Source organism: Rhizobium phaseoli (genome assembly GCF_010668805.1).
Taxonomy (GTDB): domain Bacteria; phylum Pseudomonadota; class Alphaproteobacteria; order Rhizobiales; family Rhizobiaceae; genus Rhizobium; species Rhizobium phaseoli_A.
The window spans coordinates 189,147-211,930 of the sequence record NZ_WUFT01000012.1; the positions used below are offsets into that span (position 1 = coordinate 189,147).

Consider the following 22,784-nt stretch of genomic DNA (forward strand, 5'->3'; position numbering starts at 1 on the left):
AATTAGAGCGGGAGATCAATCGGAACGTGGCGATGAATCAAAGCAGGGATCCCACCTTGCATCAGCGCATCCTTGGCGACATCGAGGGCCGTATCGTCTCGGGCGAATGGCCGCCGGGGCATCGCATTCCCTTCGAGGTCGATCTCGCCACCCAATATGACGTCTCGCGCATGACGGTGAACAAGGTGCTGACCCAGCTCGCCAAGGCCGGTCTCATCGAGCGCCGCAAGAAATCCGGCAGCTTCGTCACTCAGCCGCAGGCGCAATCGGCCGTCCTCGAAATTCACGACATCAAGGCCGAGGTGCAGTCGCTGAACCTGGCCTATTCCTATGCGGTATCGAAGAAGACCAGCCGCAAGGCCAAGGCGGATGACAGCCGCCGGCTGGAACTGCCTGTGGCGTCCTCGGTCGTCGAGGTGGTCTGCATCCACAATGCCGGCGCGCGGCCCTTCTGCCTGGAGGAGCGGCTGATCAGTCTGGCGACCGTGCCGGAAGCGGCCGATGCCGATTTCCTGACGATGGCGCCGGGCCCCTGGCTGCTCAACCAGGTGCCATGGAGCACGGCCGAACACCGGATCCACGCCGTCTCGGCCAATGCCGAGGTGGCCGCAGTCCTCGATATCGCGCGCAACACCGCCTGCCTCGTTGTCGAACGCCGCACCTGGAGCGGCGCCGGCCCGGTCACGCATGTGCGCTTCACCTATCCCGGCGATCGGCACGCGCTGGTGGCGCGTTTCACGCCGGCATCACAGTAATGCCATGTTCCATATACAACATGGCGAGTCCTTTCATTCCTCGAACATCTTGCCGCTGCGCGCTTCGAGCCGGTAGCGATAGCCGGGATAGACGAGGCGGGCGGTCGACACCACTTGTTTTGCCGACCAGGTGCGCCGGCGGATCGTCAGGCACGGTTCGGTGTTCAGGATGGTCAGGAGCTTGCATTCCCAGGCCTGCGGCATCGCCGCCTCGACGACGTGTTCGGAGCCGCTGAGCGGGGCAGCGGCGGTCAGATAGGCATTCGGCGTCAGCGTCGTGAAATCCTGGCCGAGATATTCGGGAGCAGCCTCCGGATGGACGAAACGGTCCTCGATCTGCACCGGAACACCGTTTTCGCTGTGAACGATCAGCGAGTGGAAGACCGCCGCGCCGATCGCAAGCTCCAATGCGTCGGCAATCTCCGGAGAGGCGGTTTCCTGGGCGAGAACGATGACCGAAGCCTCGTGGGCATGGCCGCGTTCGGCGATTTCCTCGGCGATGTTGCGCACCTCGAACAGCGCCGAATAGCCCTTGCGCTCGGCGACGAAAGAGCCCACCCCCTGGATGCGGACGAGTTCGCCTTCATTGGCAAGTTCGCGCAGTGCCCGATTGGCGGTCATCTTGCTGACGCCGAGCTCGACGACCAGTTCGTTCTCCGACGGCACGCGGTATTTCGGCGGCCATTCGCCGCTGTGGATGCGGTCGAGGATCACCTGCTTGACGCCGGCATAAAGCGGCGTGCTATCATTTTCCGCCAACTCGCGCTTCATCTCGCCGGAACGCTTCATTGCCTATTCCTTTTGCACGAATGGAATTCGCTACATAAATCGACTTTCCTCTTGCATATCACAAAATATCTCATATGGTACCATATACAACCTCCCAATCGGTCCAAAACATCAAAAGGACAGGAAAGGGCAAGCCGGCGAAGATCGGCCGTGGTGCCGCAAGGTCTGTTTCAACTTCAGAGGAGAATTCATCAATGAAATTCAGCGCAATCCTATTTTGCGGCGTGGCGGCTTTTTCCGCCTTCGCAGCCCCCGCCTTTTCCAAGGACTGGACGAAGGCGACCATCACGCTTGAAGGCGCCTATGCGCCGTGGAACCTCACCAATGCCGACGGCACGCTCGGTGGCTTCGAGCCGGAGCTTGCCAAGGTGCTGTGCGAACGCGCCAAGATCGAATGCACGCTGGTCGCTTCCGACTGGGACGGCATGATCCCGGCGCTCAATGCCGGCAAGTTCGACGTTATCATGGATGCGCTGTCGATCACCGAAGAGCGCAAGCAGGTCATCGACTTCACCATTCCCTATGCTGCCACCCCTGCCGCCTTCGCCACCGCCAAGGACAGCCCGCTCGCCAAGGCCGCCGGCACCGGCGCCACGATCAAGATGACGCCCGGCCAGACCGGCGTGAAGGAGATCGATGCGCTCAAGGCCGCTTTCAAGGGCAAGACCATCGGCATCCAGGCGGCGACCGTCTACGCCAAGTTCGTCTATGACAATTTCGGCGACATTGCCGAGATCCGCGAATACAAGACCGGCGCCGACCGCGACCTCGACCTGCAGAACGGCCGCATCGACCTCGGCTTCGACGACGCCGTCTATTTCGCCAATGCCTTCCAGAGCGCCAATGGCGTACTCGACTTCACCGGCCCGGAAATCGTCGGTTCGATCTGGGGCGAGGGTGAAGGCCTCGGCGTCCGCAAGGCCGACACCGATCTGCGCGACAAGTTCAGCGAGGCGATCAAGTCCGCGCTCGCCGACGGCACCGTCAAGAACCTCTCGATGAAGTGGTTCAAGGTCGACGTCAGCCCGCAGCAATAAGCGTTTCGGCCTTCCGGCCGCAAACGCCTGTCTCCGGCTTTATCGCCGGAGACAGCCTGCTAGAGCAGGATGATTTTACGCCGGGTCGGCCTAAAATCTGAATCCTGTTCTAAATAAAAGAGTTAGAGCATGATGTTGTCCGAAAACCGCGGACACTTTTCGGCATCATGCTCTGGTATCAATCCGCAAAACACTGCCACGGACGGGGAACGGACGCTATGGCAAGCTTGGAACTGCTCGGCTTCGGCTCGACCGGATGGGGCGCGCTGCTCATTGCCGCTACCTTGATGACGCTGGCCGTCACGGCGACGGCGCTGGCAATCGGCGCGGTGCTCGGCGCCATCGTCGCGGCGGCGAAACTCTCCGGCAATCTTGCCCTCGTCACCCTCGGCAACATCTATACGACCGTGTTTCGCGGCGTGCCTGAATTGCTGATCATCTATCTCATCTATTTCGGCGGCTCCTCGGCCGTCACCTCGATCGGCAAGGCGATGGGTTACGAGGGTTTTCTCGGCCTGCCCTCCTTCATCGCTGGCGCGCTTGCCGTCGGCATTATCTCCGGCTCCTATCAGGCCGAGGTGTTCCGCGGCGCTTTCCTCGCCATTTCCAAGGGTGAGCTCGAGGCTGCCTCGGCGATCGGCATGCATCGCGGCTTGCGGCTGCGCCGGATCATCATGCCGCAGGTGCTGCGGCTGGCCATTCCCGGCCTCGGCAACGTCTGGCAGCTCAGCCTCAAGGATTCTGCGCTGATCTCCGTCACCGGCCTTGCCGAACTGATGCGCACCAGCCAGGTGGCGGCGGGCTCGACCCGGCAATATTTCCTGTTCTTCATCGCCGGAGGCTGCCTGTATCTGATCCTGACCAGCCTTTCCGACCGGATCTTCAACGGTGCGGAACGCCGCGCCAACCGCAGCATGCCGGCAGCCGCCATGGGCCAGGCATAAGGAGGCGATGATGGATTTCACCTTTCTTGCTTCGACCATGGTCACCCTGCTCAAAGCGGTGCCGACGACGCTGATCCTGTTTTCGCTATCGATCTTCTTCGGCGGCCTGCTGGCGCTCGTCATCGTCTCGATGCGGGTCAGCGGCAACTCTCTGCTTTCGGGTTTCGCCAAGGGTTATATCTTCATCTTTCGCGGCTCGCCGCTGCTGATCCAGATGTTCCTGGTGTTTTACGGCCTCGGCCAGTTCGGCATTATCCGCTATTCCTTCCTCTGGCCGTTCCTGCGCGAGCCGATGGTCTGCGCCGTGCTGTCGCTGGCGCTCTGCACCGCCGGCTACACGGCGGAGATTTTTCGCGGCGGCATCCGCGCCGTTTCGCCTAAGGAGATCGAGGCGGCCCGCTCGATCGGCATGTCCGGCCCCTTGCTGGTGCGCCGCATCCTGGCGCCGATCGCCTTCCGTCATGCGCTGCCGGCCTATTCCACCGAGATCGTGCTGATGATGAAGTCGACGGCGCTTGCAAGCCTCGTCACCGTATGGGAGGTCACCGGTGTGGCCCAGCGGCTGATCTCGCAGACCTACCGCACGATGGAGGTCTTCCTCTGTGCGGCGATCATCTATCTCGTTTTGAATTTCATCATCCTGCAGGGCATGGCCCTGCTCGAATATTCGCTGTCCCGACACCGCCGCGCGGCCCCGCAGCCGCTGAAGGCCTAGGTAGTTCTTGAACCGATTGGAGCAATCATGCCAGGCGTTACCCGACTTTCGGTCCGCAATATCCGCAAGAGCTTCGGCACGCACGAGGTGCTGCGCGGCATTTCCCTCGATGCGGAGGACGGCGATGTGATTTCGCTGCTCGGCGCCTCCGGCTCCGGCAAATCCACCTTCCTGCGCTGCATCAACATGCTCGAAACCGCAAGTGACGGCGAGATCTGGGTCGATGGCGAGCACATCGAGATGGTGCACAAAAACGGCCGCAGCAAACCGGCGAGCCAGAAGCAGGTCGACCATATAAGATCCGAACTCGGCATGGTGTTCCAGTCCTTCAATCTCTGGTCCCATATGACGATCCTGCAGAACGTCATCGAAGGCCCGATCCATGTGCTCAAACGCCCGCGTGCCGACTGTATCGCCGAGGCCGAGGCGCTGCTCGAGAAGGTCGGCATCGCCGATAAGCGCCACGCCTATCCCGCTCATCTCTCCGGCGGCCAGCAGCAACGCGCCGCGATCGCCCGCGCACTGGCGATGAAGCCGAAGGTAATGCTCTTCGACGAGCCGACCTCGGCCCTTGATCCGGAACTCGTCGGCGAGGTGCTGCGCGTCATGCGCGCGCTTGCCGAGGAAGGCATGACCATGCTCGTCGTCACCCATGAGATGAGCTTTGCCCGCAACGTCTCGAACCGCGTCGTCTTCATGCGCGAAGGGCTGATCGAAAGCAGCGGCAAACCGGACGACATGTTCACCGGCGGCGCCACACCCGCCTTCCGCCAGTTCATCGGCCATTTCGGAAGCGGTCAATGACCAAAACCATCGAGACCCTGCTGACCTGGCGCGATGTCGCCCGTGTCGGGGCAGGGGAGGCGCTGGCGCTGTCGCCGGCGGCCTGGGCCCGTATCGAGCAGGCAAGCCGCATCGTCGCCAGCATCGTCGAGACCGGCGTGCGCGCCTATGGCGTCAACACCGGCGTCGGGGCGCTGGCCGATACTGTCGTCGATCGCGCCTCGCAGAGCCTTTTGTCGCGCAGCATCGTGCTCAGCCATGCGTGCGGCGTCGGGCCGTTGCTGGGCGGCCGCGAAGTGCGCGCCATCATCGCCGCTCAGATTGCCAATTTCGCCCACGGCCATTCCGGCGTACGGCGCGATGTCGTCGAGCATCTCACAGCCCTGCTGGAGAATGACTGCATTCCCGATGTGCCGTCGAAAGGCTCGGCCGGCTATCTGATCCACAATGCCCATATTGCGCTTGTTCTGATCGGCGAAGGCAGCGCCATGCTGGCCGGCCGGCGGATGAGCGGCCGCGAGGCGCTGGCGGCGATCGGCCTTCAGCCGCTGGTGCTCGGCGCCAAGGAGGGCCTGAGCCTCGTCAACGGCACGGCCTGCGCCACCGGGCTGACCGCCACTGCACTTTCTCGCGCCGAACGGCTGCTCGACTGGGCCGATGCCATCGCGGCGCTGACGCTCGAAGCGGCAGGCGGCCAGATTGCCGCCTTCGACGAAGCGGTGCTGGCGCTGCGCCAATCGGCGGGGATCAAAAAGGTGGGCGCGACGCTGCGCGCCCGGCTTCTCGGCAGCGGCCTTGTCGCCGCCGCCTTCGGCCGGCGCACCCAGGATGCGCTCAGCCTTCGGTCGGTGCCGCATGCCCACGGCGCCGCCCGCGACGTTTTCGACAATTCCGCCCGTGTCGTCGATCAGGAACTTGCCTCGGTGACGGACAATCCCGCCGTCTCCGGCACGCCCGAACATCCGATCGTCTCCTCCGAGGCGCATGCGGTCGCCCCGGCGCTCGGCCAGGCGGCCGATAGCCTCGCCATTGCGCTGGCGCAGATCGGCGCGATCAGCGAACGGCGCATGGACCGGCTGGTCAATCCGCTGGTGAGCGGCCTGCCGCCGTTTCTGGCGAGCGACGCCGGCAGCCATTCCGGCTTCATGATCGCCCAATATACCGCGGCAGCCCTCTGCAACGACAACCGCCGGCTTGCCGCTCCCGCGGCCCTGGATGGCGGCCTGACCTCCGGCCTGCAGGAGGATTTCCTCGCCCATCCGACGGCTGCGGCCGGCAAACTGCTGACGGTCATCGACAATGGCGAATATATCCTGGCGATCGAGCTGATGGCAGCGGCCCAGGCGCATGATTTTCTGGCAGCGACGGCGCCGCGGGCGCCGGGCACGGATCTCATCTACCAAGCCGTGCGGCAGCGTATCTCCCATTATGGCGACGAGCGGCCGCTGAACGGCGATATCGAAATCGTGCGCAGGCTGATCCGCGAGACCGCGCCGCCGCCGATCGGCTGAACCGGGAAGATTGTCAGAACGGCTTGCTGGTTGCCGAATCCTGCTTGGCCTTTTCGCCGGCCTCGAGACGCTTGAGGCACTGGGCGAAAGTGGGGTAGAGCTGATCCACCCGCGACAGCGGCAGCGTCCAGTCGCCTTCGTCGCCGGCAAAGGTCAGCTGCACGTCAGGGGTTCCGGCAAAGGAGTTCTTGATGATCTTCTTCAGTCCGCCGCTTCCTTTGCTCGCCGGCGGCCAGAGGCGAAGCGTGGTCTTGTCGAAGTACTCGGCGGCGACCACTTTCGTCATCGAACGATCGGTCAGCGTCACCTCGGTCGTGGTGCCGGCCGGAATGTCCCAGGTGTCCTTGGTGACCAGCCAGAAGGTCTCGGTGGCGCTCTGGCGGAATTCCACGGTTTTGCCGAGCTCGCTGTTCCACAGCAGCCGGCAATAGGCAGGACGCTCGCCGGCAAAGCCGACCGACCATTGTCTTGCGTCGCCCATCCATTCGGTCTCGCCCAAGGCAGCGACCGGCTGCAGGACGGCCATCAGAACCATCGCGGTCAGAATTTTCATCGCCGAAACCATCTCCAGGACAATCGGCTCCAGCCATAGCAAAAGAAGGTTGAGCTTTTGCTACCGAGATGGCTCCGAATGCCGCACGGTCTTGATTTTACGGCTGGCCTTGCCGATCTGGCGTAGATCGACATGAAGTGAAGGGAGCTCGACGGCAGGCATGAGTGAGGTTCAACGACGCGGATTTTTGGCGAGGCTTACCGCATATGAGCCGCTGACGCTGATCATGCTGGCATCGGTTGCCGGCGGGCTGTTCGTGCTGCAGCGGCTGACGAGCGAGGTTCTCGAAGGCGAGACCTTCCATTTCGACGAAACGATCCTGCTGGCGCTGAGGCGGCCGGGTGAACTTGGCGCGCCGATCGGCCCCGGCTGGCTGACGCATGCCGTTGGCGATATCACCAGCCTCGGCGGCGTCACTGTTCTCTCGCTAATGACGATCCTCGTCACCGTCTATCTTCTGCTCGACCGGCGCTGGCCGATCGCGATCTTCGTCCTGTCTTCGGTACTATCAGGCTGGCTGGCGAGCACGATCTTGAAGATCCTCGTCGCACGGCCGCGCCCCGACATCGTGCCGCATCTGGTCGAGGTCAGCGATCTCAGCTTTCCCTCTGGCCACGCCATGGTCTCGGCGGTGACCTATCTGACGCTCGGGGCGCTGCTGGCCCGGACGCAGCGTTATCCCTCGACGCGGATTTTCGTCATGTTCGCCGGCGTCTTCCTGGCGGTCATCATCGGTCTCAGCCGGATCTATCTCGGCGTCCACTACCCGACGGATGTCCTCGCCGGATGGTGCGCCGGCGCGCTCTGGGCGCTCTGCTGCTGGCTGATCTCGAAACGGTTCATTCCGAGCCGCGCGCCGAACGATGCCGTCGAATCGGGAAATGGTGACAGGCGGTAGCGCTTCCTCATTTTACGCAGCTGGCGGGCGAGCTCGACGCCGCCTGCCAACGATAATAAGTATCTCGGCCGGGGTCGATCTCGTTAAGCCATGACGGCATTGAAGGTTATGTTGCCGGCTTCTCCGGCCTTGGCATGAGGCCTTACGACAATTTCAACGTCCTGGTTGAAAGCTGTCAGGAAGCTCATGAGGCGTTCAACGGAGTATTCCCGGAAATGGCCCCGGAAGAGGCGGGACACTTCCGGCTGAGTAATACCCATAAGGGTTCCGGCCTTCGCCTGGTTGAGTTTGCGCTCGTTGACGAGACGGTGCAGGGCAGCCACAATCTGCGCTTTCAAGAAGTGGTTTTCGGCGTCCGGTAGTCCCAGCTCCTCAAAGATGTTGGGGTGGCCGGCATGAACCTCGACATGTTCGGTTTTCATCGCTTGCGCTCCTCATTTTGTTTCGCTGTATAATCGGCTTCCGCATCACGGAAACGGCGTTTAATCAGCTCGATATCGCTCTGGGGTGTTTTGATGCCGCGCTTGGACTTCTTCTTGAAGCAGTGCAAGACGTAGACGGCCGTATCGAAACGGACGGTGTAAACGGCGCGGTAGGTGTCGCTGTCATGGGTCTTCGACCAACTCCACGATACCATTGCCGAGTCCCTTGAGCATCTTTGCCGATGGAGGGTATTGCCCCGTCTGTGCCAGAAACAGCTCAAAGCCAAAAGCTTCCTGCACTTTGGGCGGAAAATCCGCATAGTCTTTGCGGCTCGACGCTATCCAAAGGAGCGCTCGGGTAGGGCGTGGCAAGTTTTCCATCTAACGTAATTATGAGTAAAGACTCATAATCTGTCAAGCTGGCATTTCATGGCAGGACATTCAGCGTGGGAACTTCCGCTTAAGCACTTACAGCGCCACGCATCTTTTAAGACGCGCGGCGCAGTAATTTCCGAAAATCGATTCCGATTTCGGGCCGCTGCGTTAGGTGCGCGGCTTCAGATTTTCCGGGTCGTAGATCGGCTTGTAGCCGACGCCGACAACCTCCATCGGATAAGTCTCGGCAAAATACTCGACATTCAGCTTGCGTCCGACCTGGCAATGCGACCAGGGCAGATAGGCCAAAGCAATGTTCTTGCCGATCGTTGGGCCGTAGGCAATCGAGGTCGTGTAGGACCGACGGCCAAGCTCGTCGACCAGAACCTCTCCCGTGGCGGGATCGACGACCGGCAGGTTGCCGAGGGGGTAACGCTTCACGCCCGATTTGTCGGTATTATCGGTCATCACAAGCGTGCAAAGCATGGCCGGCTGGTGCTCGCGCGCCTTGTATTCCAGATGTTTTGCCTTGCCGCGGAAATCGGCTTCCTTGACCTTCGGACGGGCGAGATCGGCTTCTATCAGGTTATACTGGGTCAGGAGATCGGCGTTCTGCAGGCGCAGGCTCTTTTCCATGCGGCGCGAGTTGGCATAGGTCTCTACGCCGAAGGCCATCACACCGGTCGAGCGCAGCGCATCCCAGACGGCGAGGCCGTCTTCGTATTTCATGTGCAGCTCCCAGCCCTGCTCGCCGACATAGGAGATGCGGAAGGCGGTGACAGGCTTACCGGCGATTTCGATCGGCTTGATCGCCGCAAAGGCGAAGTTTTCCTGATCGAGCCCGGCCGGATCGGCCACGACCTTCTTCAGCGTGTCGCGCGCGTTCGGACCCCAGATGCCGATCGTCACGAATTTTTCCGAGACGTCGGTGATGGTGACGTCGAGGCCACGGTCTTCGGCGACGCGCTTCATATAATGCAGGTCGCGCGGGCCGGCATCGGCGCCGTTGACAAGACGGCACCGGTCGGCCATGCGGAAGACGGTGAAGTCAGCGCGCACCATGCCTTCGTCGTCGAGGAAGTGGGTGTAAACGCCCTTGCCGATGTTTGCATCGCCGCCGACCTTGGCGGCGCACAGCCATTCCATCAGTTCGACATGATCCGGCCCCTCGATATCGACCATGTGGAAGTGGCTGAGATTGACGATGCCGCAATCCTCGCTCATCGCCAGATGCTCGGCATTCGATACGCGCCAGAAGTGGCGGCTGTCCCATTCGTTTTCGCGAACCGGGACACGGTCGGCGTATTTTTGCAGAAGGTGCTCGTTGGCGGCGTAGCCGTGCGCACGCTCCCAACCGCCGAGTTCCATGAAGTAGCCGCCCAGCTCCTTTTCGCGCTCGTAGAAGGGCGAGCGCTTGGCGTTGCGGCCGGAGGCATAGGGTTCGCGGGTGTGAACGGCCGGGAAATAGATCTTCTGGGCGGCTTCGAAGCAGCGGCCCTCGATGAACTCTTCGGTCAGCTGATGCGGATAAAAGCGGGCGTAGTCGATGCTGTTGTGATCGATTTCAGTCCGGCCGTCGGTCATCCAGTCGGCGATCAGCTTGCCATAACCCGGGCCGTCCTTGACCCAGATGGCAACGCAATACCAGAGACCGCGAACCTTCTGGCTCTCGCCGCAGGACGCGCCGCCGCCGGCGGAAACCTGCAGCAGGCCATTGAAGGAGTGACCTTCGTTATAACCGAGTTCGCCGAGGATCGGCGTCAGTTCCATGGCGCGCTCGAGCGGCTCGATGATCTGTTCCATCTCGAGGTCACGCTGCGACGGCGACAGGCGCGCTTCGTGTTTTTCGAGAATATCGCGCGGATGGCACATGCGCGGATTGGCGGCTTCGTAATAGCCCCACTCGATCTGACCGCCCTCGGTCGTGGCGGGGTCGCCGGTATCGCGCATATAGGCGGAGTTGCCCTGGTCGCGCAGCAGCGGGAAGCCGATTTCCTTGCCGGTGCCTTCAAACTCGTTATACGGACCGAAGAAGGTGAGCGGGTGATCGACCGGCATGACCGGCAGGTCTTCGCCGACCATCTCGGCGATCAGGCGGCCCCAAAGGCCGGCGCAGACGATGACGTGGTCGGCCATGATGGTGCCGCGATGGGTGACGACGCCCTTGATGCGGCCGCCTTCGACGATCAGCGATTTCGCCGGCGTATTGCCGAACACCTGCAGCTTGCCGGCCTTTTCGGCTGCGTCGACCAGCTTGCCGGCAACGGTCTGCGAGCGCGGAATGACGAGGCCGGCATCCGGATCGTAAAGGCCGCCCATCACCTGATCTTCTTCGATCAGCGGGAACTTCTCCTTGATCTCGGAAGGGCTGACATAATGGGCGCGCGTGCCGAAAGCGCGCGCCGAGGACAGCTTGCGCTTGATTTCTTCCATCCAGGCGTCGTCGCCGGTGCGCGCCACTTCGAGGCCGCCGATGCGGGCGTAATGGCCCATCTTCTCGTAGAAATCGATCGAATATTGCGTGGTCCAGACCGACAGATAGTCGTGGCTGGTGGTGTAACAGAAGTCCGAGGCATGGGCTGTCGAGCCGATATCGGTCGGTATGCCCGACTTGTCGATGCCGACGATGTCGTCCCATCCGCGCTCGACGAGATGATGCGCGATCGAGGCGCCGACGATACCGCCGAGGCCGATGATGACGACCTTTGCCTTTTCCGGAAATGCTGCCACGTGCTGTTCCTTCTACTTATCGGACGAATTAAAATTTAGCCGCGTTTGACTTACGCTTCGCGCGTGAAATGCAGGAGCCATGTCAGCCTCGTAAACGTGTCACATTTACCGAAGCTGCGGAACCCCAGACCTCTTCGCATGGAAGCTGCAACGGGGGTATTATGCCTCAGGCTCACGATCGTCATTGCTCCTACGCCGCCGAGTATCGGCGTGATTGCGTCAGCCCGATCGAACGATCTATATGGGCGAGCCGTTGCAATTGGCGGGCAGCCTATGACGGCACCTGGAACAGATGACGGATTCGCGTCACCAGCGAGCTCATCGAGCCGCCGTTCAGCGTGGCGCCTTCGGTCGCCAGGGAGTGCTGGCCGGTCTCGATGCGGCGTGACAGGGTGGCGGCAAGCTCTTCGGCGATGCCGGGCCGATCATGCAGCAGCGGGGTCAGGCTTGCTTGAGCGATTTCGTAGACCACGACGAAGGTGAGCGCGCGCAGGCTCGCCGCCTCGCCGATCCCGATCAGCAGTCCGCTTTCGCCGAAATAATCGCCCGGCGCCAGCCGGCCGAGTTCGATTTCCTTGCGGCCTTCCTGTCGTGTCGCGACGAGTGCGCCGCTGCGCACGATCATCAGCGATGCAACGGTATCGCCCTGTTCGATCAGGATGGAATCCTTCTTGTAGGTGCGCCGCGTCATCGTGGCTGCGAGCGTCTCCTTCTCGTCCTCGGTCAGCGAGGAAAACAGCGGGATAGCATCGAGGAGCTTGAGCGGCGTCGGCCGGTGCGGTTTTGCCATCTCCTCCGACTGCACCTGGCCGGGCGGCGGGCCGGCGGCATCGATCGGCCGCGCCAAAGTGAGGCCCGCGGCCTTGAGATGGCGGTAGATGAGGTCGAAGATCTCGTTCTTCGCCGGCCCCGCCTGGCCGATATCCCTGACGCGGAAGGAAAGCTCCACCTCCACCGCATCGGCATTCAGCGATTTGATCTGCACACCGGGTTTCGGTTCGGTCAGGATCGAACCGCTGCTCAGCAGCACGGTGCGCATGACCTCGGCGATCACCGACGGTCCGGTCGTCGGAACGACGCGCGCCGTCAGCGACACCCCGTGGCTGCGGTCGGGACTGCTGAGGTTGGTCAGCCCGACTTTGGCGAGGAAGCTGTTGGGCAGCACCACCAGGTCGTTCGAGCCGTTCAGGAGATGGGTGGAGCGCCAATTGGTTTCGAGGACACGGCCTTCGACGCCGTCGTTCAGCACGATCCAGTCGCCGATCGTATAAGGCCGGCCGAGATTGAGGGCGATGCCGGAAAAGACGTCGCTCAACGTGCTTTGCAACGCAAGGCCGAGGATGATGGCGAAGACGCCTGATGTGGCGATCAGCGTGCCGACGGGAAAGCTGAAGACATAGGCGACCACCGAGAGGATGGCGCCGAGATAGATGAGGCCGATCACCAGATCCTGGACGAGGCGCCCCTCTCTCGGCTGGCGCTCGAAGATCAGGAAGACGCGGACGAAGGCGATCAGCGCCCAGGCGGCATTGATCCACCAGACCACTTTGGCAAGGGCGATGAAGACCCGCTCGAAGTTCGAATTCGGCGTCGGCCCGACTTCGTAAGGGACGATGTCGTGATAGAGCAGCAGGACGGTCAGCGTCGCGAAGAAGAACACCTGGCCCGCGAGCTTCCAGCTTGGGAAGGGGCGAAGGGCTATTCGGGTGACGATGGCGCCGACGACGGCCAGCGTTCCGGCCTGTACGACAGGATCGGCAAGTACCCCGGACCAGGTGAGATTATCTATCATCGACATCAACTCGCGAGGGAAGATCGCGCTTTGTGGAACCGACGCATCCTGGCCTCTCTATAGCAATGACCGGCCGGAGAGTTTTGGTCGCTGTCATCGAATATTCCTTGAGAAAATTCCATATCGTCGCGACGTCTGCCCGGGCAGGGCGAGGAGCCCGAAAGCAACATTGCCGTTCGCTCAATCGATGTCAAACCGTGACGGGGCAATTGCATCCTGCATTTTTCCGGGCGATCGAGCATCTCCGATGCTGGCACACATGCCGGTCGTGCAGAGCTCCGTCAGCTTGGCGCAGTAGATGCAGCGGAGAGGATCACGGCGCTGAGATCGCCTTCAGCCGGTCGATATCGACAAGCACGATGTCGTCGGAAACAGGCTCGCGATTGTGCAGGCGGAACCATTCCACTGCTTCGCGCACGCGGTCTCCGTGGGGCGACGGATAGGCGCCAAGCCCGAGGACCCATTCGCGCACGGTCTCGCGCTCCATCCGTCCGGCGCGGTATCGATCGCTGACGGTTTTTGCCGAGGCGACGAGATCATTGATGCTTTTCACGACTATTCCTTAGTGGACGGACGGCTCGTCATCTTCGAGAAACGATCGAAGGCCGTCCCGCGCAACGACGGCCAGGAATTCGTCAAACGCTTCCCGGTCGGTGGCAAATGGTTCGTCCCAACGGATCAGATCCTCGCCTTGGGTGACGACTTCCATCGTCCAGTCTTCATTGCTGCCGGATGTGCGGAAGATATCGACGAGCACGGTGATCCCGTCATCGGTGAATTCTCCGGCCAGTTCCGAGTGTTCGAGCTTCTGCTTCTTTGTCATCATTCAACCACCCGCACCCGGCGGTGCGTCGTTTTCGAGATATTCTTCATATTGAACCGTTTCGGTCTCATTGGTGTCGATCGAATTTGCTCGCTTTGCAAGGCGAACACCGGCTCCTCCACCGTTTTCCGGGATGAAAACGACGCCGCCGCCTTCCAGGGCCTGCTTCATATCCTGAAGGGTTCGGTCATAGGGAGAGCGTTTGCCCGCCTCGAAATTGGCGATCGTCGCCTTGGCGACGTTTGCGGCAGATGAGAGATCGTCCTGCGACCAGGCCAGGAGGGCGCGCGCGGCGCGGCATTGAGCGGGGGATAGGGACATAATGATAACTCTACATCAAAAATGCAATCCGACTCAACTGATGATGGCTACTTTCTGGTCCACGCCGAAGGCTGCCCCTTACCCCGGGGGAATCCGAGTGTTACTCCACCCCCGCATTCTTTCGACCCTTAATACTTCAGAATCATCCACTGAAAGGGAAGGTTGATTGACGGAATATTATTAAAGCCTAATTTTGAAGCCCCTTAATCACGCGCTCGGGAGGAAACAATGCGTGAGCCAGATATGCAGAAACTCGATGCACTCGTCGGCCGGCTGGTCGGCGATGTCGGCGCCGCCATGTCAGGCGCCTTGGTCGTGCTTGGCGACAAGGTCGGAATTTTCAAGGCGATGGCCGACGGGACGCCGATGAACGTCCAGCAACTCTCGGCAAAAACCGGAGTGAAGGAGCGTTATCTCAGGGAATGGCTCAGCGCCCAGGCGGCGGCGGACTATATCGTCTATGATGAAAAGACCGATCGTTTCAGCCTAACGCCGGAGCAGGCGATGGTCTTTGCCGAGGAAAACAGCCCGGCCTTCTTCGTCGGCGCCTTCGAGGTCGTGCAATCGATGTGGATGGATGAGCCGAAGGTCACTGAGGCCTTCCGCACCGGCGAGGGCCTCGGCTGGCATGAGCACAGCACCTGTCTGTTCAGGGGAACCGAGCGGTTCTTTCGTCCGGGCTATAACAGCCATCTCGTCGCGGAATGGATCCCAGCCCTTGCCGGGGTTGAAGAAAAACTCAAGGCCGGCGCCAGCGTCGCCGACGTCGGCTGCGGCCATGGCGCCTCGACCATCCTGATGGCGCAGGCCTATCCGGCGTCGCGTTTTACCGGCTTCGACTATCACGGCCCGTCGATCGAAAAGGCCAAGGCCGCCGCCGAGGATGCGGGCGTCGCCGACCGTGTGACGTTCGAGCAGAGCCGGGCAGCGGAATTTCCAGGCCGCGGCTACGACATGGTCGCCATGTTCGACTGCCTTCACGACATGGGCGATCCGGTCGGCGCCGGCCAGCATGTCAAGGAAACGCTTGGGCCGAACGGCACGTGGCTGATCGTCGAGCCCTTTGCCCATGATCATCTGAAGGACAATCTCAACCCCGTCGGCCGCGTCTATTACGGCGCCTCGACGATGATCTGCACGCCGGCATCACTGTCGCAGGAGGTGGGGCTCGGGCTCGGCGCCCAGGCGGGAGAAATGAAGCTGCGAAAGGTGGCGCTCGACGCCGGTTTCAAGCATTTCCGCCGCGCCACGGAAACCCCGTTCAACATGGTGTTCGAAGTACGAGCCTGAAGTGACTGGATAGCTATCTGAGCTTGCCGATGCTGGCATACATGCCGGTGGTGCGGAATTCCGTCGGGTTGGTGCCGTAGACCCGGCGGAAGACTTTGGAGAAATAATTCGGATCCTCGAAGCCGCACATGATGGCGACTTCCTTGACCGGCAGAAAGTCCGCCTTGGTCAGCAGCTTGACGGCGCGCTGCAATCGCTGCTGCAGCACGAATTCGGCCGGCGGCATGCCCTCGCTCTCGGCGAAGCTGCGGGAGAAATGGGCGCGGCTGAGGCCGACGATGCCGGCAAGGTCGCTGACCGGCAGCGGCTTTTCCAGATTGGCGTTGATGTGGTCGATCACCGGCTGCATCAGGCTGAGTTCGGCGGCAAAGGCCGGCGAGCCGAAGACGTCGTCGTAAAGCGCCATCGCCGCTTCATAGGCGATCGCCGAGGCAGCGCCCGGCGAGGTCGCGCCGGTGACGAGGCGCAGGCTGCAATCGGCGAGATGATCGATAGTCGAAGGCTGCAGCTTCAGCACCGGCCCGGCGGTGGACAGGACCATTTGGTGGATGCGCAGCGTTTCCTCACCATTCATCGAAATCCAGAAATATTCCCAGCGGTCGCCCTTCTCCAGCCAGTATCGATGATTGTGCGGCACCAGTACCAGCAGCGTGTCGCCGCCCTGAAGACGATAATTGCGGTTCTGATAACGCAGCCGGCCGCTGCCGCTGATCGTGTGCTGCAGCACGGTGAACGGCGTCTGGCCGCGCCTTCGGCCATCCCAGTCATAGGGCTCGTTCTCGCGCACCTCATAGCCGGAGCTGGTCGGCATCGCATGCAATCGCTCCCGGCCGCGGGGCAGCGAAACCGTCCTCATCGACTGTCCGTTGGCAATCAAATTCTGCAGCACAAAATTACCCCTGAAAGCATAATCCTTCTCTGGTGGCCCTGATGATTTCGGGCATAATCCCGCTCGACAAACAGGGAAGAGACCACGGTCGATGGAGCGGCCGGGAGGAAAACAGGCGGTTTTTCGGCTTTTTCAGCTTCATGTTCCAGCATGCGGGCCGATCCTCCATAGCCATCTTTTCTGTAGCATTCGATTGAGTCGAGGTGAAGATCATGAGTTTCAAAATCGCTATCATCGGTGCGGGCAGCGTCGGTTTCACCAAGAAGCTGTTCACCGATATTTTGTGCGTTCCCGAGTTTCGCGACGTCGAATTCGCGCTGACCGATCTCAGCGAGCATAATCTCGAGATGATCAAGGCGATCCTCGACCGGATCGTCGAAGCGAACGGCTTGCCGACCAAGGTGACGGCGACGACCGACCGGCGCCAGGCGCTCTCCGGCGCTCGTTATATCATCAGTTGCGTCCGGGTCGGTGGGCTCGAGGCCTATGCCGACGATATCAGAATTCCGCTGAAATACGGCATCGACCAATGCGTCGGCGATACGATCTGCGCCGGCGGCATCCTTTACGGCCAGCGCAACATCCCGGTCATTCTCGATTTCTGCAAGGATATCCGCGAGGTTGCTGAGCCCGGCGCGAAATTCCTCAACTATGCCAACCCGATGGCGATGAACACCTGGGCGGCGATCGAATACGGCAAGGTCGATACCGTCGGCCTCTGCCACGGCGTCCAGCACGGTGCCGAACAGATCGCCGAGGTGCTCGGCGCCAAGTCGCTTGGTGAACTCGACTATGTCTGCTCCGGCATCAATCATCAGACCTGGTTCATCGACCTGCGCCTCAACGGCCGCAAGATCGGCAAGGACGAGCTGGTCTCAGCCTTCGAGGCGCATCCGGTCTTTTCGCAGCAGGAGAAACTGCGCATCGACGTGCTGAAGCGTTTCGGCGTCTATTCCACCGAGAGCAACGGCCACCTTTCGGAATACCTGCCCTGGTACCGCAAGCGGCCGGAGGAAATCACCCGCTGGATCGACATGTCCGACTGGATCCACGGCGAGACCGGCGGTTATCTCCGCCATTCCACCGAAACCCGCAACTGGTTCGAGACCGAATTCCCGCAATTCCTGGAATCCGCCGCAAAGCCGCTCGACTCCACCAAGCGCTCGAACGAACATGCGAGCCACATCCTCGAAGCGCTGGAGACGAACCGGGTCTATCGCGGTCATTTCAACGTCAAGAACAACGGCGTCATCACCAACCTGCCATCCGACGCGATCATCGAATCGCCCGGCTTCGTCGACCGCTTCGGCATCAACATGGTCTCCGGCGTCACCCTGCCGGAAGCCTGTGCGGCCACCTGCATCGCCTCGATCAACGTCCAGCGCATGTCGGTGCATGCCGCCATATCCGGCGACATCGACCTTTTGAAGCTTGCCGTGCTGCACGATCCGCTGGTCGGCGCCGTGGCGACGCCTGAGGAAGTCTGGCAGATGGTCGACGAAATGGTCGTTGCCCAGGCGCGCTGGCTGCCGCAATATGCCGATGCCGTGCCGGCCGCCAAGGAGCGGCTGTCGAAATCCAAGGTGCAGACCCGCGACTGGGCGGGCGCTGCACGCCGCAACGTTCGCTCGATCGAAGAGCTGCGCGCGGAAAAGGCGGCGCTGAAACAGGCCGTCTGATTTTCGTGAAAGAGGGGTCGCCATGGATTTCCGGGAGGGAAATCCATGGGCCGCCGGCCAGCTTTCACACCGTTTGAGGAAAAGGAGCCGCGTGCCCCGCGCTCCGGAACAAGAGGGAGAAACGATGATGAAATTCCGCAACCTTGGCATTTTGGCCGGACTGGCGCTTGGCGTCTCAGTCCTGGCGCTGAATGCATATGCCTCCGAGGCCACCGTTCCGCCGGCGCCGGCGGACTTCCCGGCCGAAGGCAAGATCAAATATGTGGCGCGCGACTCCATCCTGGAGTTCAAGGCGCTGCCCGAATATCACGAGCCCGACTGGGTCACGAAGAATTTCGTCGCCGCCGGCAAGCTGCCGCCGGTCAAGGATCGCCTGCCGAAGGAGCCGCTGGTCTTCAAGACAGGCAATATGCCCGACGGCATCGGTGTCTACGGCGATACGATGCGCCACGTCATCGGCGGCCGGCCGGAAGGCTGGAACTACGGCGCCGGCCAGACGCAGGGCTGGGGCGGCATCGATATCGGTCTCTCCGAATGCCTGACGCGCACCGCGCCGCTGTTCCAGGTTGAGGCCAAGGACACCGAGCCGCTGCCGAACCTTGCCAAGAGCTGGGATTGGTCCACAGACGGCCACAAGCTGACCATGCATCTGGTCGAAGGCGCCAAATGGTCTGATGGTGCGCCGTTCAATGCCGACGACATCATGTTCTACTGGGATGACGAAGTCGTCGATCCGAACGTTTCGCCGCTCGGCGGCGGCGCCTCGCCTGAGGCTTTCGGCGCCGGCACGACGCTGAAGAAGATCGACGATTACACCGTCGAATGGACCTTCAAGGAAGCCTTCCCGAAGCAATATCTCTACACGATGTCCTACCCGAACTTCTGCCCGGGTCCATCGCATATCCTCAAACCCCAGCATCCGAAATATTCGAAGAACACCTACGACCAGTTCAAGAACGCCTTCCCGCCTGAGTTCATGAACATGCCGGTGATGGGCGCCTGGGTGCCGGTGGAATATCGCTCCGACGACATCATCGTCATGCGCCGCAACCCCTATTACTGGAAGGTCGACGAGAAGGGCAATCAGCTGCCTTATCTGAACGAGCTCCACTACAAGCTCTCGACCTGGGCCGACCGCGACGTTCAGGCCGTGGCCGGATCCGCCGACATCTCGAACCTCGAGCAGCCGGAAAACTTCGTCGCCTCGCTGAAGCGTGCGGCAGAAAAGACCGCACCCGCCCGCCTGGCTTTCGGTCCGCGCCTCATCGGCTATAACTTGCGCATGAACTTCTCCGCCAACGGCTGGGGCAACCCGGACGAGCGCGGCCAGGCGATCCGCGAGCTGAACCGCGACGAGGACTTCCGCAAGGCCGTCACCATGGCGCTCGACCGCAAGGCGATCGGCGACTCGCTGGTCAAGGGGCCGTTCACCGCGATCTATCCGGGCGGGCTTTCCTCCGGCACCAGCTTCTACGATCGCAACTCCACCGTCTACTATCCCTTTGATCTCAAGGGCGCCAAGGCGGAACTCGCCAAGGCCGGCCTCAAGGATACCGATGGCAACGGCATCGTGAACTTCCCGGCCGGTACGCTTGGCGGCAAGGATGTCGAAATCGTCATGCTGATCAACAATCAGTACACGACCGACAAGAGCCTTGCCGAAGGTGTCGTCGCCCAGATGGAGAAGCTCGGCCTGAAGATCGTCATCAACGGGCTCGACGGCACGAAGCGTGACGATGCCCATTATTCCGGCCGCTTCGACTGGCTGATCCAGCGCAACACCACCGAACTGTCGTCGGTGGTGCAGAATACCGAGCAGCTTGCGCCGATCGGCCCCCGCACCAGCTGGCACCATCGCGCCGGCAAGGACGATCAGCTCGATCTGATGCCGTTCGAAACGGAACTGAACGATATCGTCAACAAGTTCACCACCAGCCCGGACAATGATAGCCGCGTTGCCCTGATGAAGCAGTATCAGAAGATCTCGACAGAGCACGTCAACACCGTGGGTCTGACCGAATATCCTGGCGCCCTGATCATCAACAAGCGGTTCTCGAATGTGCCGCAGGGCACTCCGATCTTCATGTTCAACTGGGCTGAAGATTCGGTGATCCGCGAACGCCTGTGGGTGGCCTCCGACAAGCAGGGCAAATACGAGCTGTTCCCCGAACAGCTGCCCGGCAAGCCTGGCGACAAGGGCCCTGTGAATAACTAGTTCCCTCCGAGCTGAAGCGAGATTCAGGCCGCGCGTGGCGCGCGGCCTGATATGACCAACACGCCGGCCGCGCTGACAAGGAGCGACTGGCGGCAAGGAGAAGCGGACCGTCCGATGTTACGATTCCTGCTCGTGCGCATAGCCTCCGCGATCCCCGTCCTCTTCATCCTGAGTGTGGTGACTTTCGCGATCATCCAGGCCCCGCCCGGTGATTATGCCGATTATATAAGATCCCAGCTGATCAATCAGGGCGGCGCGTCCTACGCCCAGGCCGAAGAGCAGGCCCAGGCCTACCGGGTCGAACACGGTTTGGATAAACCGATGGTCGTCCAATACGTCAACTGGATCGGCGGCATCGTCACCCGCGGCGATTTCGGCTACAGCATGTTCTACAACAAGCCGGTCGCCGACGTGGTGGCAGAGCGGCTGCCGCGGACCCTGCTTCTGGCGCTCGTCTGCCACATCTTCGCTTCGGTGCTCGGCATCGGCTTCGGCATCTGGGCGGCGACGCGGCAATATAGCTGGATCGACAGCACGCTGTCGGCGATTTCCTTCCTCGGCATGACGGTGCCGCGCTTCCTGATGGCGCTGATCATCGTCTATCTGCTGGTCTTCCAATTCAACGTTTCCGAAATCGGCAGTTTCTTCTCGCCGCAATATGGCGGAGCGCCATGGTCGTGGGCGAAATTCGTCGATCTCGTCCACCATGTCTGGCCTGTCGTGGCGATCGCCACCTTCGGCGGGCTCGCCTACAATATGCGGGTAATGCGCGGCAATCTGCTCGATACTTTGAATGCCCAATATGTCGAGACGGCCAAGGCCAAGGGGCTTACCGGTGCAGCCGTGGTGATGCGCCATGCCGTGCCGAACGCGCTTCATCCATTGGTGATGTATCAGGGCGTCGTGCTGCCCTACATGCTGACCGGCGAGATCGAAACCGCCATCATCTTCGCGCTGCCGACCGTCGGCCCGGCGATCGTCGGCTCGATGGCGGTCGGCGACGTCTATGTCACCGCCACCTTCATGATGGTGCTGTCGGCGACGCTGATCGTTGGCAACATCATCGCCGACATGCTGCTGGCGCTGCTCGATCCGCGTGTCCGCCAATTTCAAGGAGCCTGAGATGCTGGCTTTCGACTCCTCGCCGCCACCACCGACAACGACCGAACCTTCGGTCAGCAAGCCATCGCGCGGGCATGAGAGTTATATCGCCCTGGTCTGGCGCCGGCTGCGGCGCTCCTGGACCGGCATGGCCGGGCTGGTGCTCGTCGGGCTGCTGCTGTTCATGGCGATCTTTGCCGATTTCGTCGCGCCGATGGACCCGAAGGTGACCGATGTCGGCTTCGCGCCGCCTCAGATGATGAGCTTTCACGACAAGGACGGCAATTTCGTCTTCCAGCCGCGTGTCTATGGCCTGGCCGATTCCGATGCGCTCGACCCGGTGACCTTCCAGCCGATCGTCGGCGTCGATTACGACAATCCGCGGCTGCTCGGCTTCTTCGTCAAGGGCGCCGAATATCAGCTTTTCGGCCTGATCCCGGCTGACCGCCACTTCTTCGGCTCGACCGATGGCGAGCCGGTGCATTTCCTCGGCACCGACAAGTTCGGCCGCGACGTGCTGTCGCGCGCCATCATCGGCTCGCGCATTTCGCTGACGATCGCGCTGACCGTCGTCTTCATCGTTACCGTCATCGGCACCACCGTCGGCATGGTCTCGGGCTATTTCGGCGGCACCTTCGATGTCTGGCTGCAGCGTTTCGTCGAGCTGGTGCTCGCCTTTCCGCAACTGCCGCTCTATCTGGCGCTGACCTCGCTGATCCCGGTGACGGCGCCGACCAATGTCTTCCTCGGCTTCGTCATCGTCGTGATGTCGGCGCTCGGCTGGGCGCAGATGTCGCGCGAGGTGCGCGGCAAGACCTTGGCGCTCGCCCGCATCGATTATGTCCGGGCGGCAATGGCTGTCGGCGCCACCGACCGGCGCATCATCCTGCAGCATATTTTCCCGAATGTGATGAGCCACGTCATCGTCGCGGTGACGCTCGCCATACCAAGCGTGGTACTGCTCGAATCCTTCCTCGGTTTCCTAGGCTTCGCCGTCAAGCCGCCGCTGATTTCCTGGGGGCTGATGCTGCAGGATACGGCGACCTATTCGGTCATCGGCTCCTATCCTTGGATTCTCTCCCCCGTCGGCTTCGTGCTCGTCACCGTCTTCGCCTTCAATGCGCTGGGCGATGGACTGCGCGACGCAGTCGATCCTTATTGA

At 61.6% G+C, this 22,784-nt stretch carries 22 protein-coding genes; 12 read left to right on the top strand and 10 right to left on the bottom strand.

Annotated features, from left to right (window positions below; genetic code table 11):
* Window positions 1-32: 32 nt before the first annotated feature.
* Window positions 33-755 carry a histidine utilization repressor gene (gene hutC / locus GR197_RS20015; protein ID WP_164012634.1) on the top strand — a complete coding sequence of 241 codons (723 nt, stop codon included), beginning with the start codon at window positions 33-35 and terminating at the stop codon, window positions 753-755.
* Window positions 756-788: 33 nt separating this feature from the next.
* Here hutC (GR197_RS20015) and hutC (GR197_RS20020) read toward each other — a convergent pair whose 3' ends face one another.
* Window positions 789-1,544, bottom strand: a complete 756-nt coding sequence (gene hutC, locus GR197_RS20020) for a histidine utilization repressor (RefSeq protein WP_164012636.1) — start codon at window positions 1,542-1,544, stop codon at window positions 789-791.
* A gap of 194 nt (window positions 1,545-1,738) precedes the next feature.
* Here hutC (GR197_RS20020) and GR197_RS20025 point away from each other — a divergent pair, with 194 nt between their 5' ends.
* The 5 genes from GR197_RS20025 (at window position 1,739) to GR197_RS20045 (ending at window position 6,534) form a co-directional block, all read left to right on the top strand.
* Window positions 1,739-2,581 (top strand): transporter substrate-binding domain-containing protein, encoded by an 843-nt coding sequence (locus tag GR197_RS20025; protein ID WP_164012638.1) that lies wholly within the window; start codon window positions 1,739-1,741, stop codon window positions 2,579-2,581.
* A gap of 218 nt (window positions 2,582-2,799) precedes the next feature.
* Window positions 2,800-3,525, top strand: coding sequence for an ABC transporter permease (locus GR197_RS20030; RefSeq protein ID WP_164012640.1), 726 nt, complete (start codon window positions 2,800-2,802; stop codon window positions 3,523-3,525).
* Between the two features lie 10 nt (window positions 3,526-3,535).
* Window positions 3,536-4,240, top strand: coding sequence for an ABC transporter permease (locus GR197_RS20035; RefSeq protein ID WP_164012642.1), 705 nt, complete (start codon window positions 3,536-3,538; stop codon window positions 4,238-4,240).
* A 27-nt stretch (window positions 4,241-4,267) separates the two neighbouring features.
* On the top strand, window positions 4,268-5,044 hold the full coding sequence (locus GR197_RS20040; protein WP_164012644.1) for an ABC transporter ATP-binding protein: 777 nt from the start codon (window positions 4,268-4,270) through the stop codon (window positions 5,042-5,044).
* Window positions 5,041-6,534 carry an HAL/PAL/TAL family ammonia-lyase gene (locus GR197_RS20045; protein WP_164012646.1) on the top strand — a complete coding sequence of 498 codons (1,494 nt, stop codon included), beginning with the start codon at window positions 5,041-5,043 and terminating at the stop codon, window positions 6,532-6,534. The genes GR197_RS20040 and GR197_RS20045 overlap by 4 nt, the downstream gene beginning before the upstream one ends.
* 13 nt (window positions 6,535-6,547) lie before the next feature.
* Here GR197_RS20045 and GR197_RS20050 read toward each other — a convergent pair whose 3' ends face one another.
* Entirely contained in the window at window positions 6,548-7,087 is a 540-nt protein-coding gene (locus tag GR197_RS20050; protein WP_164012648.1) for a hypothetical protein, read from the bottom strand.
* Between the two features lie 160 nt (window positions 7,088-7,247).
* Between GR197_RS20050 and GR197_RS20055 the strand changes: the two genes are divergently transcribed.
* Window positions 7,248-7,985: a phosphatase PAP2 family protein gene (locus GR197_RS20055; protein ID WP_164012650.1), complete on the top strand. Its 738-nt coding sequence runs from the start codon at window positions 7,248-7,250 to the stop codon at window positions 7,983-7,985.
* An 83-nt stretch (window positions 7,986-8,068) separates the two neighbouring features.
* Here GR197_RS20055 and GR197_RS20060 read toward each other — a convergent pair whose 3' ends face one another.
* The 7 genes from GR197_RS20060 to GR197_RS20095 all read right to left on the bottom strand — a co-directional run bounded on the left by GR197_RS20060 (window position 8,069) and on the right by GR197_RS20095 (window position 14,448).
* Window positions 8,069-8,407: a helix-turn-helix domain-containing protein gene (locus GR197_RS20060; protein WP_164012652.1), complete on the bottom strand. Its 339-nt coding sequence runs from the start codon at window positions 8,405-8,407 to the stop codon at window positions 8,069-8,071.
* Window positions 8,404-8,622 carry a type II toxin-antitoxin system RelE/ParE family toxin gene (locus tag GR197_RS32775; RefSeq protein WP_348643291.1) on the bottom strand — a complete coding sequence of 73 codons (219 nt, stop codon included), beginning with the start codon at window positions 8,620-8,622 and terminating at the stop codon, window positions 8,404-8,406. The genes GR197_RS20060 and GR197_RS32775 overlap by 4 nt, the downstream gene beginning before the upstream one ends.
* 328 nt (window positions 8,623-8,950) lie before the next feature.
* Window positions 8,951-11,512 (bottom strand): FAD-dependent oxidoreductase, encoded by a 2,562-nt coding sequence (locus tag GR197_RS20070; protein ID WP_164012654.1) that lies wholly within the window; start codon window positions 11,510-11,512, stop codon window positions 8,951-8,953.
* Between the two features lie 271 nt (window positions 11,513-11,783).
* Window positions 11,784-13,304 (bottom strand): mechanosensitive ion channel family protein, encoded by a 1,521-nt coding sequence (locus tag GR197_RS20080; RefSeq protein ID WP_164012657.1) that lies wholly within the window; start codon window positions 13,302-13,304, stop codon window positions 11,784-11,786.
* Window positions 13,305-13,617: 313 nt separating this feature from the next.
* Window positions 13,618-13,857: a hypothetical protein gene (locus tag GR197_RS20085; RefSeq protein ID WP_164012659.1), complete on the bottom strand. Its 240-nt coding sequence runs from the start codon at window positions 13,855-13,857 to the stop codon at window positions 13,618-13,620.
* Window positions 13,858-13,866: 9 nt separating this feature from the next.
* Window positions 13,867-14,127 carry a hypothetical protein gene (locus tag GR197_RS20090; RefSeq protein WP_164012736.1) on the bottom strand — a complete coding sequence of 87 codons (261 nt, stop codon included), beginning with the start codon at window positions 14,125-14,127 and terminating at the stop codon, window positions 13,867-13,869.
* Window positions 14,128-14,130: 3 nt separating this feature from the next.
* Complete coding sequence (locus GR197_RS20095) at window positions 14,131-14,448, bottom strand: helix-turn-helix domain-containing protein (protein WP_164012661.1); 318 nt, start codon at window positions 14,446-14,448, stop codon at window positions 14,131-14,133.
* A 228-nt stretch (window positions 14,449-14,676) separates the two neighbouring features.
* Between GR197_RS20095 and GR197_RS20100 the strand changes: the two genes are divergently transcribed.
* Window positions 14,677-15,738 (top strand): class I SAM-dependent methyltransferase, encoded by a 1,062-nt coding sequence (locus tag GR197_RS20100; RefSeq protein WP_164012663.1) that lies wholly within the window; start codon window positions 14,677-14,679, stop codon window positions 15,736-15,738.
* Between the two features lie 13 nt (window positions 15,739-15,751).
* Here GR197_RS20100 and GR197_RS20105 read toward each other — a convergent pair whose 3' ends face one another.
* A complete protein-coding gene (locus GR197_RS20105) occupies window positions 15,752-16,594 on the bottom strand; it encodes an AraC family transcriptional regulator (RefSeq protein WP_164012738.1) in 843 nt (280 codons plus the stop codon).
* A gap of 245 nt (window positions 16,595-16,839) precedes the next feature.
* Between GR197_RS20105 and GR197_RS20110 the strand changes: the two genes are divergently transcribed.
* From GR197_RS20110 to GR197_RS20125, 4 genes are all read left to right on the top strand, one after another.
* Entirely contained in the window at window positions 16,840-18,306 is a 1,467-nt protein-coding gene (locus GR197_RS20110) for an alpha-glucosidase/alpha-galactosidase (protein ID WP_164012664.1), read from the top strand.
* A gap of 124 nt (window positions 18,307-18,430) precedes the next feature.
* Complete coding sequence (locus GR197_RS20115; RefSeq protein ID WP_164012666.1) at window positions 18,431-20,521, top strand: ABC transporter substrate-binding protein; 2,091 nt, start codon at window positions 18,431-18,433, stop codon at window positions 20,519-20,521.
* A 114-nt stretch (window positions 20,522-20,635) separates the two neighbouring features.
* Window positions 20,636-21,643, top strand: coding sequence for an ABC transporter permease (locus GR197_RS20120; RefSeq protein WP_164012668.1), 1,008 nt, complete (start codon window positions 20,636-20,638; stop codon window positions 21,641-21,643).
* Window position 21,644: 1 nt separating this feature from the next.
* Entirely contained in the window at window positions 21,645-22,784 is a 1,140-nt protein-coding gene (locus GR197_RS20125) for an ABC transporter permease (RefSeq protein ID WP_164012670.1), read from the top strand.

Coding starts and splice junctions, on each gene's coding strand:
- hutC (WP_164012634.1), top strand. CDS start 33: ATGAATCAAAGCAGGGATCCCACCTTGCATCAGCGCATCCTTGGCGAC.
- hutC (WP_164012636.1), bottom strand. CDS start 1,544: ATGAAGCGTTCCGGCGAGATGAAGCGCGAGTTGGCGGAAAATGATAGC.
- GR197_RS20025 (WP_164012638.1), top strand. CDS start 1,739: ATGAAATTCAGCGCAATCCTATTTTGCGGCGTGGCGGCTTTTTCCGCC.
- GR197_RS20030 (WP_164012640.1), top strand. CDS start 2,800: ATGGCAAGCTTGGAACTGCTCGGCTTCGGCTCGACCGGATGGGGCGCG.
- GR197_RS20035 (WP_164012642.1), top strand. CDS start 3,536: ATGGATTTCACCTTTCTTGCTTCGACCATGGTCACCCTGCTCAAAGCG.
- GR197_RS20040 (WP_164012644.1), top strand. CDS start 4,268: ATGCCAGGCGTTACCCGACTTTCGGTCCGCAATATCCGCAAGAGCTTC.
- GR197_RS20045 (WP_164012646.1), top strand. CDS start 5,041: ATGACCAAAACCATCGAGACCCTGCTGACCTGGCGCGATGTCGCCCGT.
- GR197_RS20050 (WP_164012648.1), bottom strand. CDS start 7,087: ATGAAAATTCTGACCGCGATGGTTCTGATGGCCGTCCTGCAGCCGGTC.
- GR197_RS20055 (WP_164012650.1), top strand. CDS start 7,248: ATGAGTGAGGTTCAACGACGCGGATTTTTGGCGAGGCTTACCGCATAT.
- GR197_RS20060 (WP_164012652.1), bottom strand. CDS start 8,407: ATGAAAACCGAACATGTCGAGGTTCATGCCGGCCACCCCAACATCTTT.
- GR197_RS32775 (WP_348643291.1), bottom strand. CDS start 8,622: ATGGTATCGTGGAGTTGGTCGAAGACCCATGACAGCGACACCTACCGC.
- GR197_RS20080 (WP_164012657.1), bottom strand. CDS start 13,304: ATGATAGATAATCTCACCTGGTCCGGGGTACTTGCCGATCCTGTCGTA.
- GR197_RS20090 (WP_164012736.1), bottom strand. CDS start 14,127: ATGACAAAGAAGCAGAAGCTCGAACACTCGGAACTGGCCGGAGAATTC.
- GR197_RS20095 (WP_164012661.1), bottom strand. CDS start 14,448: ATGTCCCTATCCCCCGCTCAATGCCGCGCCGCGCGCGCCCTCCTGGCC.
- GR197_RS20100 (WP_164012663.1), top strand. CDS start 14,677: ATGCGTGAGCCAGATATGCAGAAACTCGATGCACTCGTCGGCCGGCTG.
- GR197_RS20105 (WP_164012738.1), bottom strand. CDS start 16,594: ATGAGGACGGTTTCGCTGCCCCGCGGCCGGGAGCGATTGCATGCGATG.
- GR197_RS20110 (WP_164012664.1), top strand. CDS start 16,840: ATGAGTTTCAAAATCGCTATCATCGGTGCGGGCAGCGTCGGTTTCACC.
- GR197_RS20115 (WP_164012666.1), top strand. CDS start 18,431: ATGATGAAATTCCGCAACCTTGGCATTTTGGCCGGACTGGCGCTTGGC.
- GR197_RS20120 (WP_164012668.1), top strand. CDS start 20,636: ATGTTACGATTCCTGCTCGTGCGCATAGCCTCCGCGATCCCCGTCCTC.
- GR197_RS20125 (WP_164012670.1), top strand. CDS start 21,645: ATGCTGGCTTTCGACTCCTCGCCGCCACCACCGACAACGACCGAACCT.